Origin of the sequence: Pseudoalteromonas sp. APC 3893 (genome assembly GCF_030408095.1) — a bacterium.
Taxonomy (GTDB): Bacteria; Pseudomonadota; Gammaproteobacteria; order Enterobacterales; family Alteromonadaceae; genus Pseudoalteromonas.
Genome location: NZ_JASDCD010000001.1, coordinates 416,344 through 428,685, shown reverse-complemented (window position 1 = coordinate 428,685; position 12,342 = coordinate 416,344). Strand labels below are relative to the sequence as shown.

Genomic DNA, 12,342 nt, shown 5'->3' with positions numbered 1-12,342 from the left:
TACGAGGTAATTGATTAAGCGTCTAGCTCGTCAATGTAGAATGGTTCGTCTTTGCCATTTACAAGCTTTGCTGTGCCTTCAAGTGCAGCACTTACAAACTCACTGCCGGCTAAATCAAGCTCTTTAGTTGGCATCATTGAGGTGTCGTAAATTTCAAAATTGACTTGCTTACCATTGGCTAAGTTGGTGCCTTCACCAAAAATACGTAAACGTGTTTGTGACTTAGTACCGCCTTTAATGCGCTTACCACTGCGCGCGTTATAACTGCCCGTAATGGTAATACTGCCACCAGCAGCAAGCGAACCACCTTTAATTGAACGGATCATGCCGAGTGCAAAGTTAAACTCGTAATCAACGCCTGCAACTTTAGTTTCAGTGGCTTGCTTAACAACTACGTCATCAGTAAAGTTTTTACCACCAACGGCAACCCACGACTGATTATCAGGTAATATCACTTCTTTATCTGTTAACGTACCCGCCGCATCGTTAATAGCTGCAACTTCGCCCATTAATGCTAAAGCCACCATTTCGGCAGGTTGGTCGTCAAACTCCCATGTAATGGCCGCTGGCTTTGCAATTGTCACATTGTCTAGCACTTGGCCCTTGCTGGCCTTTTTATTTGATGTACGGACGACTGAATCAGCCTCAGTTTTAATGCCGAGCTTAGTGGTGTTAATTGGGCCAAAAATTTGGCCTGTGCTTACGCCTTGTTCGTTTAAGCGATCAACAAAAATATTGCCCGCTAGTAAAATACCGTCGCTCATATTAAAGCGCTCCTTTAAGAGTCATTTGACATGTAAAAGCCAGCGGGTAATACGCATGGCCTTGGGTGAATTGTGGTTTAGCTGGGGTGTTTACTCTTAGCCATGGCCCCGTACCATTAAGTACTTTGCCCGCCATAGCGCGAATAATGTTAGTTAAGTGCTCGCCTGCGTTATCTTGCTTACGAACAACTAATACAACTATCCATGTTTGCGTTAGCTTCATTAAATAGCCGGCGTTTTTACTCTCTGGTAAATTATCGCCGTAATACATTAAGTGAAGGCTGGGTGTTGTTTGGCGGTCTTCCTTGATGTCTGCTAGTTCATCACTCAAGTAAACGCGCTTAATGCCTGGCACTTGTTCAAGCGCCTGTTTAAGCGGGTGCTGAGCTGCAAAATAGTCAGTGGTAATTTCAAACATCAGATAAATCCCTTTGTTTTTTCACGCGCAAATACTGAGCCAGCACTTTGTATTGTGGCGGTGTCTTGCACTTTGGCGTCTTGGCCTAGTGCGTCAACGCCTATACTTAGCTCACCTTTTGCTACTGACATTAAAAATTTAATTGCGTCCTTGTAACGGGTTTCTACATGCTCAGGGACATCGTTAGTGCCGAGCTTGTAGCGAGCAATATCACAACAAAACTGCTCAAGTAGGTTCGGAACGGTGACAAGCGGCAGCTCATAACGCCCAGCTAAATAGCCGTTAATTACGTCGCTTGCATCGTTTATAGCCTGCTCAATAACTGCGGTATTAATTACATCAGCGGGGCCATCTTCGCGCTCACTTAAATAGATAAGATCACGTTCACCAAAACGCTGTTGCATTGCGGTTATTGTTGCGTAAGCCATTTACTCGCCCTCGCCTGCTTTGGCTAATTCATCTTGTAACCAATACCAAGCAGCATCACGATCAGCAGCTGATACCTTAACCTTAATTACTTCACCTTCGGTTTCGCCTGGCGCTTCGTAGGTCAAGTCAGTACAAGCGGGGATACGTTCCATTTGTGCATCAATCATCAATGCAATAACGGGTTGTAGCTCAATTGGGGCTTGGGTGTAATCAACGTTTGCATAGAGCAAAGGGTTGTCTAAATTTGCACCCAGGTTATTTGCGTCCAGCTGTGATTGCGGCGCAGCACTCGCATCGAGCGGTATAGCTTGCACCGATAAGCGTGGATCATTTTCAATTGCATCAAGCTGCTCTTGATCAAGACCATCGGCGGGGATTTCATTTTTACCTTGGTTGAAACTGAGACCAGCTCGGCGGTAGCCTGTTGGCTGCATGCAACTGACAATAACAGCAGAGATAAGGCTGAGTTTAAGCGTTTTAGCCATTTCATTATTACTCCTGGTTTCAAAGTATGGGGCTATAACGCCCCGTACTTATTAGGGTTTAACTATTGATGGGATTAAAGGTAATCAGCTACTAGCAGCTCTAAACGGCCTTTCAGTTCGTTTGAGCTGTTTGAGTCAAGCTCACGCTCTAACATACGTGTAGCTAGCTTTTCCATGCTGGCAGGAACAACTAACATGGTTGATTTAATACCGAGCTTACGGCCACCGTCAGCTGTAAAGCTGCGCATTTTTTCAATGCTGTTCCATAAATTATCTGGCGTTAACGCACGTTTATTAGCAAAGGCAAGCTGCCAAAAACCAAACCCTGCGGCATCACGGCAATCAACGCCGTAACGGTACTGTTTAGAAGTAAATACCGCCTCGTCATCAACTTTGGTCATGGCAAGTAATTGTGGTTTTTTACGTTCTTGAAAAATAATCGGCTTAAGGGCTTTTGAGGTGTCTAGCACAAACCACGGCTCACCCTCGTAAGCAACATCTTCGGCCATATTCGCTGTTGATACTGCTGCGCCAGTGCCGTCTGCATTTGGTGCTACTGGGTGGTCAGTATCAAAAAAGTTTTGTCCGTCGTAGCACAAGGTTGTAAAACCCGCTGCGAGTAATTCAAAACACATTTCATCCGGGTGAATTGCCGCCGCGCTGCCCATTTCTTTAAAAATTGGGGAATACACGCCTAAGTTATCGTCTTCAATGTCGTTGCGGTCTACGCCTACTGTTGACTCGTAATCGTCATTGGTAATGGTATAAGCGTGCGCTTTCATGCTTTGAACATTACGATCACCCACCCATTTAGCCAGACTTGGGAACTTGCCCAGCCAGCCATAGGTATTACTGGCCGAGGTTGATTTAATTACACTGGCAATTTTTGTAAATTGCGGTGTAACTTCTGATTTACCTTGTTCAAACTCAGATTTAAACGCGGTAAATAAAGCAGTTAATAATGCTGGGGTCACTAAAGCCATTAGTTTTGCTCCTGTTTAGCTTTGGCATAAGCAGCATGAGATAGACCTAGTTGGTCTGCGGCATACTTGTCTTCTGCGGTAAGTGCTGCTAAGCCGTCTTTGTCTTGCTCTGGCTTAGGTGTATGGGTGGTTTGCTGAGCGGTAAGGCTTGCAATCGGTGAACGGGCATCTAACACTGCTTTTAACGCTGCAACGCCCTGCTGATTACCTAACGATGTTAAATATTCAACTTCTGACGCAATAATGCGGCCGTCTTGCTTGGCTTTATTTACTTCTTGCTCAACCGATTGCGTGGCACTGGTACTTTTCAGTGCGACCATTTCAGTGTGCAATGCGTTGTAGGTTTCTACAGGCACGTACTTAGCTAAATTAACCTCTGTATTAGGGCTATTAGCTTTAAGTGCTGCAACGGCATCATTGGCGTTGCTTAGCTGGGTGGTGAGCGTGTCGGCTTCATCGGCCTTGGCCTTTAAAGCGGCGAGTGCTGTTGTTGCTTTGGTGTAATCTGCATCGGTGACGTTATCACCATCCACAGTGACACCTAGCAAGCTCAGCAATTTTTGAGCTGCGTTCATGGTGGTTTCTCCATTGTCTGGATTGGTTTGGGATTTCAGTACAGCTACTTTGTCCATACCGTCTACCGCAGGGTCATTGGTTAGCGCAAAGTGGCGTAATTTGGTTGGGCGACCTGTTTGTTTGTCGTAATGAAAAACAGGGCTGATAAAGCGGTATTCGTCGTTTTTTAGGTGTGCGCGGGCGCTGGGTGTCCAACGAACGTTAAGAGCATAAAGCCCCTCGCCTGGTACATACTCTAAATCGCTTGGGTTAAACCAACCACTGGCAGGGGCTGGCTTGCCGTTTTCTTCGGCGTGTAGGGTTTGGTGCTCGTAGTCAAAATGGTAATCGTTAGTGCGGGTGCTGGCTGTGCTTTTTAGTAGCTCAAATGCGGCTTGGTCAAGTAACCAGGCATTGGCAGGTACATCGAATGGGCGGCCATCATGTGATTTAAAGTAACCATCTGGCATCACCATTACGCGCTCACTGATACCCTGCTCATTAATTTCGCTTGCAAAGCGGCACGCAGCAAAACCTAAATCAGCAGGCAGGTTTGCTGATAAAGCAGCAAATGGGTTATCGATCTTTAATAAGTGACAGGTGTTTAATAGTTTTGACATGACTGAGCACAGTTTGAATAATCTGTGCTCAGTATGGATTTAGGTTTGAATTTGTTGGCCGTGCGGTGTTTCGGGAATTTATAAGGGAGATTTACAGGCTAAAAAGAGGTTTTAAGATTATCACAGTAAAACACTAGTCAATATTAGCAATGCAACCCTGTTTAAAAGGTGTTTAAAAGTGAATTTAAGCCTTCTCAAAAGTAATTCTAATAGTCCAGCTTACATACCCCCCATAACGCTCTAAAAAATACTGACCGTAAAAATATTTTTTGCTCGGTTAAATTGATCACTATCTAGTAATTCACTTCGTACATTCACTTTAAAGCCATGAGCATCAGCAACGACTTTCAAAGCATACAAACCCAAACCTGAACCTTCAACATTCATTTTTTTAGCTGCACTGGTTCTATATCCTCGATCAAAAATTCGATTTAGTTCATCTGGCTTCAATAAATCACCATATGAGATAACCGATAAATCAAGTTTATCTCCCCTTTCATCAAAAACCACTTCGATATCATTGCACTTTCTATATTTGATAGCATTTTGCAGGAGTGTTAAGGGAATGACTTTGAAAGACTCATAAACTCGATGTCTATTTTCTACTCTCCCCATAAATGCAACTTTCACTCCACTTTTAGTTGATTTTGAATGAGAGAGAACAGCTGAAATTTTATGAATCATACTGTAAACATCAGTTTCTCTTTTACGTCCAAAAGATGCACTTTCTGGGTTAACATATAAAGCCGCAGTATCTAAAGAGTCTTGGAGCATTACAGAAGTTTTATATAAACTTTTAAGATTTGATGATGACTTTTCAAATCCATCTTTACTAATTAGCTTTTTTGAATAAAACTCTATCTCATTTGCCCATTTAACAAACTCATGGAAAGGGTCAAACCTCTTTTTCGATTGGACTTCAATTATATTTTTAAAAGACGAAATTTTTTTATCAATTTGCTCGAACCATAAATAAATCGATTCTAAAGAAGCTTTTTGTTCTTTTAATTTTAAATTCCTGTTTCTTTTTTTTGTAACGCCACTTTGTTGAATGTAAACATCACAGATGGTTATATAATTTCCGTCAATTTTCTTGGTTATTTGGGTTAAGCTATGACTACAATTAGAAACCCCTACTTTCTCATGATTACGGCAGCTCTTATCACATTGATTCGAAATACCTACTTTAGTTCCATCTAGTAGCTTGTTATCGACCCACACAGGCCATGGTGATTCTAATAGTTTACTTTCAATAAGCTCTCTAATCATTGTCTAATCGATCCTTCATTATTTTTATTTGTTTTATTATATTTTCTGAATCTATAGTCGCTATTTGATGCACTAACTGAAAGGTTTCAGCTTTAGGCAATTTGCTAGATAAATACTTGACTACTTCGACTTCTAATTTTGATTTGAGCTTACTATCTACTGATAGCTTTCTAATTTGCTCTTTAAGCTGACTTGATAGTTTTTCGAAATCAAAGAAATCAGCTTTAAGTTCACTAAGTAATTCTTGTATTTTGAACTCTTCAATGGGTTTGTTTAATATAGCATCAGAGCTTTTAAAATAATCGTTTAGCTCTGGTTGAAACTTTCCAGATGAAACCGCAACCACAGGTAAAGCACTCCTAGCTTCTTTGAGAATTTTTATAAACTTAGCTCCACCTTCCTCTAAATCTTCACGAACAACACCTTTAACGTCTAAAAGAACAACATCAAACTTAGCAATTTCAATAGAGTCAGCAAATGAAATTGACTCAAATGTTTTTACATCAAATCCCATTTTATTAATAAAATCAATCGGAAAACTATCTAATTCATCATCAATAATTGCTACTCTATAATTACTTCTCAAGCTAATTTCTCTAGCTAACTGATCTAATTTCTTCTTTTCAAACATTTTAGAAACCCTGTCAAAAGGAACTAAATAAGCCAATAAAGCAATTATAAGCCCTATTACGCTAAGTATAACGCCGATATCCATCTTAAAATTCCAAATTATTGATATGTAGAAAAAGTATATAGAAGTAAATATTAACATATTATTTATGAAAAATAGCCACTTAATATCTCAATCACTTCTTTCTCATCATCCTGTGACAACCCTAAAAACGGCCTTGCTGGTATGGCAGCTAAACGGGGGATCATATCGCTAGTGCCGCCAAATTGGTGAATAGCGCCGTATTCCATGTTTGTACCAAACTCTAATGATTCGCCACCGATGTTATAAGCGAATGTGTCGCGTAGTATGTCGTTAAGCCTGAGTATTTTATCTTTGTTCTTTTTTTTACTCTTGGCGTAGTTGGGGCTAAGTGGCTGCCACGGGTCGCCATCTGGGCTGCGCTGCTCGTCAAAGTGATCACGGTGGGTCAACATTAAATGCTCGCCCACATTGCCAAGTGCTGGGGCTAGGTTATCTAAGTTCTTTACCAGCTGAGTTAATACATCACTTACGGCCGTTGCACCCTCTGTGCTTATTTCAATACGCGCACCAGCCATTACACTATCCCTTCGTCAAATGCTTGCATGTGGGTTTGCTGGTCCAGCCCTGCAATAAGTGCAGGGAGTAGATCAGCAATTTGGTTAGCCTCTTGCCCTTTTGCTTGTTGCTCTAGCTTTGCAAATTCACGGCATGTTTGTAGTGTGTACGGGGTTTGCTGTAGCAGCTGCTGTGCTTGGGTTAATAATGTCATCGTCTTTTATCCTGTGATTTAGCGGCATCTTTTACTAGTTGGTCTATCCAGCTTACAAGCTCTGGTTGCCATTTTTTAAGCTCTTTACGAGCCAGCGCCCAGGCGGTGAATGCCTCCGCAAATTGCTCGTACTTATTCACTGCACCGTAATAGGTAACAGGCAACGCATTTTTTAATAGCTCTGGTGCGCCTGCGTAATAGTGTACTTGGTGGCCGAGTTCGTGCAGCCAGGTTGACACTAAACTATGTGCTTGGTGTTTATCTAGTGAATCTGCATTATGCGAAATAGTGTGATCACGTTTTATTGTTTCACCGTGCCAATTATACGGGTATTCACCTTTGTTGTTTGCTGAGCGCTGCACGGTAAGTGCAGCACTGTCTTTTAGCGCTTGCATATCAACTTTAGCTAAGTTTTGGGCGCTTTTCACTTTTACAACTATGTGCTCATACCCTACAGAAGTAAAACCCCCGCAGTTTTTAGCGCCACGAATGCTGTATTGCATGCGCGCGTAAAATTCATCTACGCCTAAGTACTCCCCCACTTCGCTACGAATTGCTGCATTTGCTTTAGAGCCTGCGCTCATTTGGGTTTGATTGACAAATACGGTTTTGGTTTGTTTGGCCGTTAAAAAGCTGTTTAAGCCTTCAAGTACTTCACTGTCTAACTGGGCTAATAGCGGATCAAGCTTTAGCGCTGTAACGTTTTTAGCGCTGCTATAAGCCGATGGCACAATGCGGGTTGCTTGATAATCCTCTATGCGTTTTGCAAGCGGTGGCTTATCTGCTATTTGCTTTTTAACCTGGCTGGTAAGCTGAGCGGTATTCTTTGGGGTGTAGTCAAAGCCCGGATCAATGCCCAATGGCAACTCAAACTCTTCACCCGTTTTTTTGTTAGTCCAGCTGTAACTGCCATTATCGGGCGCTGTGCCTACAGTTAGGCCACGGCGTTTAAGCTCCCGCTCGCTTAAGCTAAACTTTTTACATTTGCAGCCCCAGCCATTTTGCGGGCTGTGGGTATCCCACCATGGATCATCAACCGGTAGCACCAGGTTATTCCATTTTAAATGTATTATGCGCGGGGTTTCGCTATCACCGTGCTTGTATAACGCATAAGGGCGGCTTGCTTTAAGCGCTTGTATTTGCTCCTCGCGCCCTGCGTTATAGGCTTGGCGTATATTGGTTTCATATATTATCTGGCTGCGCCAAGCTGGTTGGCCGTTGTGATCCCAGCCATAGCGCGATTTGATATTATCAAACTCTTTTTGAAACCAATTTAAACTTTTACCCTCGCTGATCGCTTTATCGACTGAGGTGTAAAAATCGTTAAGCATGTCGGCTTTGGTTACGCCTGCAACCATAAACGCGCGGTTATGAGCGCTTTGCCATACATCATCCCAGCTGTTGCTGGGTGTATTTAGCTTTTGCCGAAAAAAATTTATGCCATCGTCAAATGGCAGTGAGCCATATCTAACAGCCATTTAGCGGCCCTCATCCACTTCTAGTGCGCCTAACAACTCACTTGCTGCCATTGCCTTTGCCATTATCTCAGTAAAGCCCTCTGTGCTTATTTGTGGCTCTAATTCAAGTATGCCGTCGCGTATTTCTTCTAAGCTGCTGGCGTTTTTAACAAGCTCGGTTACGGCATCGCTCATGCTGTTTAAGTGCGCTTGTGCTTGTGCTGCTAGCTGCTCGGCCACTAAGTCGGCGTTGTCCTTTTGCGGAGCGTTTTTAAGTGCGGCAAAGCCTTTTAAAGCGGCTTGTGGCTCTGTTGGTGTTGTTATTGGAGTTAAGCTTAAAATAGCCTCGCCCTTTTCAGGTAGTGGTATTTGGGTTTTTTCGCTCACCCATTTTGCAGGGATTGGGTAATTAACTTCGGTGAGTATTTTAAGGGCTGGGGCTAACTGGGCAATGTCTTCGGCTTCGCTGGTGTCAAATTTAAAGCGCGGAATACGGCGTGCGCCTGAGTAACTTTTAGAGTTAAGCGCGTGCATTGGGTAAATAATATCGCGCGTTATGGTATTAGCTACTTGTTTTAAATCGCTTTCGGTTATGTCGTTTAGTACGTCCATGTGAACATTACCAAGGGCGTTAGTGCTAGTTTTACCGTCCGCTTGGCTAGTAAGCGTTGCGCCTAATACCGCTTTGCTTTGAGTGGTTTCACACCACTTGATCATAGCTTCAAAAGGATCTGATTGACCATTAGCTGCATTTTGAAATTCAATCTCCATGCCCTTCGGAATAATGCCGCCTGCGTTATGGCCGATGCTAAGCACAGCACGTAACAAGGTGGCTTTTTCATCATCACTTGCGCCATTAGGGTATTTACCTAAACGCAGTGGTAAGCCGTAAATCTCTAGGAACTCAGCAAGGTCGCGTATTGAATAGTTTTTAAATAAGTACGGCCATGCCACCGTTGAGGTTAACCCGGTGCGGTGAATATACCCCGATTTACTGCGGTGAATATGCGCGCACCAGCCAAACGGGTTTAACTCTTGGCCTGTGTAACTGTTATCGCGCAGCATTAACTGGTTGCGGTTATCTGGATGGGTTTGGAATAAGTTTTGATCACGAAATTCATAACCGGTAATAATATGCTCGCCGCTATCAAACGCCCAGTCAAGCTCGTTACACGAAAACGATTTTAGTATTGCATCGCTGCAATCAAAAATTAGATCCTCTAACCAAGTGGCATCTTCTAATATTTCTTGGATTGCAGCAGCGTCTTTTTCTTCTTGCTCAGTGGCGTTACGGGGCGGCTCTACTGACCAATCGTATTTAAGCCAGCCTCTGCGGCGCTTGGTAAGCTCACTAAATAGGTGGCCGTCTTTGTCTTCCATGTCTTTAGCTAAATCAGCCATGGCCGCTAAGTTGCCTGCGTCGGCATCTTTAAGTAATTGCGCTAACTTTGCAGGGGTAAGCGCTTCGCTTGGGTGCTCCGCAAATTGGCGCATTAGCATGCCCACACGGCTATCTTGCTCGGTTTGGGTTTGCTTAAAGTCGGCTGATTTAATTGGGTTGCCGTGAATATCTACTATTTGGGTCATGGGTTTACTCTAACTGTAATGATGGGCTTAATGCTTAATACATATATATCAAGCGTTAATGTGTGTTGGTGGGCCTTGGCTAAACTGGCGGCGGTTATATCTAGTTGTTGTACTTGGGCGGTGAATATCTCTTGATAAAACACCCTAAAGCGCCGCGCTACCATGCGGCTTTACGATCACTTGCAAAATCGTCGCTGTGGTCTGGCCGCATGCTATTTACGCTTTGCTGAGCTTTGCTGGGCAGTGGTGTAAATTCGATTGCGCTGCCATCCATTTCAGCGGCACGTATTAGCATGGCTATTGATACCGCGCTATCTCCGTGGCGCTTGTTGCCATCGCTACCGGTGTTTTTACCTTTATCTACCTGCGCAATACCGTTTTTAAGTTTGATTTGGCCTAAGTCGTCTAATACGTCCTGGTCTTTTGGTAGCGTTATATTGTCGGTTTCAAAATAGTCTTTTAGTTTTGGCATCCACTCGCGATACCAGGCTTGTGATAAATGCACGCTATCAACTAACTCTGTGCCGTATTTAAGGCTGGCAGCTTCCGCTAAGTAACCACCGTTACCTGTGGCGTCAAAGGCAAGGCCACGTAATTTTGGTAAACGGTCACAAATATACAGCATGATTTGCTTTTGCTGTTCGTAAGTAACGTTACGCAGCTCTACTATAAACGGCACGGTTAGGCTGGTGTCTTGGTTTATCTCACCGATGCTGAACACGGTTAAATCGCCTTTACGGGCGAAATCCTCACCAAATGCGTGGGTTAGATCAGGGTTTAACCCACTGATTAAATCATCAATATTTTGCTTACACCAAGTCGCTACGTCTTTTACGCGCTGCTCTTCGGTCCAGCTTTCAAAGTCGGTGGGCGCTTCATAACGTAGTACTTTGCAGTCATCACTTAAGGCACGTTCGCGCAGACGGCGGCTTAGGTATTGGCCTGCGCCTTGGCTTGGTACACAGTAAAGCTCCTCGTTAGCGGCATCTTGGGTTGGGTAAAAATCAACTTGATTAGCGAGCCATGCGTCTTCTTTTGCTTGCGTCCACTCTTGCCCACTCACTAAACAAATACGTTTATAAAGCCCATGCCTAAGCGCTTTATCAATAGGAATATGATGCACGGAGTACTTTTTAAGACCGCGCCGAGCTTGGGTTATTAGGGTGTTAAATAGGTTATCTACACCGTTATGGGTCGAAATAATACGTACTCGCCCGCCCCACATGGTAAGAGCCATCGCAGCTTTTAGTACTTCGTCTAGCTTGTCGTGGAATGCGGCTTCGTCTATTACTACATTACCTTGGCGGCCTCGTAAGTTGCGCGGGTTTGAGCTTAGCGCTACTATTTTTTTACCGGTACTTGGGAATTTTATTTCAAAGGTATTGATTGATCGCTTGGTGCCGTCTGGGTCTTTTTCTTCAAATATGCCCTCTTCTACTTCGCCCATAACCATGTTGAGCTTTTGCGCCCAAAATGCACAGGCATCTATAAACTCCTTAGCCATTTCTTTATCTGAGCCAAGGTAATAGGTGTTTTGTGCGTTTGCGGGTGCAGCTGCGCTTAGTACGTCGTCTAGCGCTTCGGCAAAGGTTAACCCAGTACGGCGAGATTTTTCTGCAATTTTTACTATTGCATCGTCTTCCATCCATGCTTTTTGATAACCAAAAAGTATGTCTGTGCCCATGGCAACCGCTAAAGAACCTGCCACTTTACTTAGTGGTAGTTCGTTAGTTTGGGTAATACTTTGCGCGGTGCTAGTCATGCTTTAGCCCTAATATGTCGCGTTTGAAAAAGGCCAGCATGTCGTCTGCGGTTTGCGGTAAGTTTTCGTTTTTAACTTTTTGGTCTAGGTCTTTAGCGAGCTTTTGCGCATAGGCTTTTTCTATTTCTTGCTGGCGCTTGTGGGCAGCCATGGCGGTTTGCTCTAGCCGCTGAGCTGCGAGCATGGCGTCTTTTATGGTGTCAATGTCTACCGCTGCGTCTTCGTCGGGGTTCATCATTTGTTGCTGCATAGCGCGAAACAACTGCGAGCGGCCCATTTCTAAAATAAGCTTGGTGGTATCGCCTGTGGGCTTTTCGCCCAGCTCTGCGGTAAGTGCTTTGGTTGACTCGCGTAAATCGCGTAGCTTTTGGCCTATGGCTTCGGTTTTTTGGGCGTGGCGACTAAGGCCACTGCGGCTAATGGTTGCGCCCTCGTCTAAGCCTGACTCGATGATCAAGGTATTTACGGCATCAAGTATTTCGCCCTGACTAAAGCGCTTATCGCGTAGCATTGAGTCGAGCTGCTTTTTAATATCCTCGGGCAGTAAATCAACTTTGCTGGGTTGGCCTCTGCGGATTGACTCGCTCAT

14 protein-coding genes are annotated in these 12,342 nt (G+C 43.9%); all 14 read right to left on the bottom strand.

The window, feature by feature from the left end; translation table 11 throughout:
- Positions 1 to 14: 14 nt before the first annotated feature.
- Entirely contained in the window at positions 15 to 764 is a 750-nt protein-coding gene (locus QMA12_RS01955; protein ID WP_290208731.1) for a hypothetical protein, read from the bottom strand.
- Between the two features lies 1 nt (position 765).
- Positions 766 to 1,182 (bottom strand): hypothetical protein, encoded by a 417-nt coding sequence (locus tag QMA12_RS01950; RefSeq protein ID WP_064668423.1) that lies wholly within the window; start codon positions 1,180 to 1,182, stop codon positions 766 to 768.
- Complete coding sequence (locus QMA12_RS01945; RefSeq protein ID WP_182740206.1) at positions 1,182 to 1,610, bottom strand: phage protein Gp36 family protein; 429 nt, start codon at positions 1,608 to 1,610, stop codon at positions 1,182 to 1,184. The genes QMA12_RS01950 and QMA12_RS01945 overlap by 1 nt, the downstream gene beginning before the upstream one ends.
- On the bottom strand, positions 1,611 to 2,096 hold the full coding sequence (locus QMA12_RS01940; protein WP_290208733.1) for an HI1506-related protein: 486 nt from the start codon (positions 2,094 to 2,096) through the stop codon (positions 1,611 to 1,613).
- 74 nt (positions 2,097 to 2,170) lie between these two features.
- Entirely contained in the window at positions 2,171 to 3,079 is a 909-nt protein-coding gene (locus QMA12_RS01935; RefSeq protein WP_290208734.1) for a Mu-like prophage major head subunit gpT family protein, read from the bottom strand.
- Entirely contained in the window at positions 3,079 to 4,254 is a 1,176-nt protein-coding gene (locus QMA12_RS01930; RefSeq protein WP_290208735.1) for a phage protease, read from the bottom strand. Before QMA12_RS01930 ends, QMA12_RS01935 begins: the two co-directional genes overlap by 1 nt.
- Before the next feature lie 240 nt (positions 4,255 to 4,494).
- On the bottom strand, positions 4,495 to 5,523 hold the full coding sequence (locus QMA12_RS01925) for an ATP-binding protein (protein WP_290208736.1): 1,029 nt from the start codon (positions 5,521 to 5,523) through the stop codon (positions 4,495 to 4,497).
- Complete coding sequence (locus QMA12_RS01920; protein WP_290208737.1) at positions 5,516 to 6,238, bottom strand: hypothetical protein; 723 nt, start codon at positions 6,236 to 6,238, stop codon at positions 5,516 to 5,518. The genes QMA12_RS01925 and QMA12_RS01920 overlap by 8 nt, the downstream gene beginning before the upstream one ends.
- A gap of 62 nt (positions 6,239 to 6,300) precedes the next feature.
- The gene (locus tag QMA12_RS01915) at positions 6,301 to 6,753 is read right to left on the bottom strand and encodes a phage virion morphogenesis protein (protein WP_290208738.1); all 453 of its coding nucleotides are present in this window, start codon (positions 6,751 to 6,753) and stop codon (positions 6,301 to 6,303) included.
- Entirely contained in the window at positions 6,753 to 6,947 is a 195-nt protein-coding gene (locus QMA12_RS01910; RefSeq protein WP_290208739.1) for a hypothetical protein, read from the bottom strand. The genes QMA12_RS01915 and QMA12_RS01910 overlap by 1 nt, the downstream gene beginning before the upstream one ends.
- On the bottom strand, positions 6,944 to 8,425 hold the full coding sequence (locus QMA12_RS01905; protein ID WP_290208740.1) for a phage minor head protein: 1,482 nt from the start codon (positions 8,423 to 8,425) through the stop codon (positions 6,944 to 6,946). Before QMA12_RS01905 ends, QMA12_RS01910 begins: the two co-directional genes overlap by 4 nt.
- Complete coding sequence (locus tag QMA12_RS01900; protein ID WP_290208741.1) at positions 8,426 to 9,991, bottom strand: DUF935 domain-containing protein; 1,566 nt, start codon at positions 9,989 to 9,991, stop codon at positions 8,426 to 8,428.
- Between the two features lie 157 nt (positions 9,992 to 10,148).
- Positions 10,149 to 11,753, bottom strand: coding sequence for a terminase family protein (locus tag QMA12_RS01895; RefSeq protein ID WP_290208742.1), 1,605 nt, complete (start codon positions 11,751 to 11,753; stop codon positions 10,149 to 10,151).
- Positions 11,746 to 12,342: a DUF3486 family protein gene (locus QMA12_RS01890; protein ID WP_002960376.1), complete on the bottom strand. Its 597-nt coding sequence runs from the start codon at positions 12,340 to 12,342 to the stop codon at positions 11,746 to 11,748. The genes QMA12_RS01895 and QMA12_RS01890 overlap by 8 nt, the downstream gene beginning before the upstream one ends.

Coding starts and splice junctions, on each gene's coding strand:
- QMA12_RS01955 (WP_290208731.1), bottom strand. CDS start 764: ATGAGCGACGGTATTTTACTAGCGGGCAATATTTTTGTTGATCGCTTA.
- QMA12_RS01895 (WP_290208742.1), bottom strand. CDS start 11,753: ATGACTAGCACCGCGCAAAGTATTACCCAAACTAACGAACTACCACTA.
- QMA12_RS01925 (WP_290208736.1), bottom strand. CDS start 5,523: ATGATTAGAGAGCTTATTGAAAGTAAACTATTAGAATCACCATGGCCT.
- QMA12_RS01935 (WP_290208734.1), bottom strand. CDS start 3,079: ATGGCTTTAGTGACCCCAGCATTATTAACTGCTTTATTTACCGCGTTT.
- QMA12_RS01950 (WP_064668423.1), bottom strand. CDS start 1,182: ATGTTTGAAATTACCACTGACTATTTTGCAGCTCAGCACCCGCTTAAA.
- QMA12_RS01910 (WP_290208739.1), bottom strand. CDS start 6,947: ATGACATTATTAACCCAAGCACAGCAGCTGCTACAGCAAACCCCGTAC.
- QMA12_RS01930 (WP_290208735.1), bottom strand. CDS start 4,254: ATGTCAAAACTATTAAACACCTGTCACTTATTAAAGATCGATAACCCA.
- QMA12_RS01900 (WP_290208741.1), bottom strand. CDS start 9,991: ATGACCCAAATAGTAGATATTCACGGCAACCCAATTAAATCAGCCGAC.
- QMA12_RS01915 (WP_290208738.1), bottom strand. CDS start 6,753: ATGGCTGGTGCGCGTATTGAAATAAGCACAGAGGGTGCAACGGCCGTA.
- QMA12_RS01920 (WP_290208737.1), bottom strand. CDS start 6,238: ATGGATATCGGCGTTATACTTAGCGTAATAGGGCTTATAATTGCTTTA.
- QMA12_RS01940 (WP_290208733.1), bottom strand. CDS start 2,096: ATGGCTAAAACGCTTAAACTCAGCCTTATCTCTGCTGTTATTGTCAGT.
- QMA12_RS01890 (WP_002960376.1), bottom strand. CDS start 12,342: ATGAGCGAGTCAATCCGCAGAGGCCAACCCAGCAAAGTTGATTTACTG.
- QMA12_RS01945 (WP_182740206.1), bottom strand. CDS start 1,610: ATGGCTTACGCAACAATAACCGCAATGCAACAGCGTTTTGGTGAACGT.
- QMA12_RS01905 (WP_290208740.1), bottom strand. CDS start 8,425: ATGGCTGTTAGATATGGCTCACTGCCATTTGACGATGGCATAAATTTT.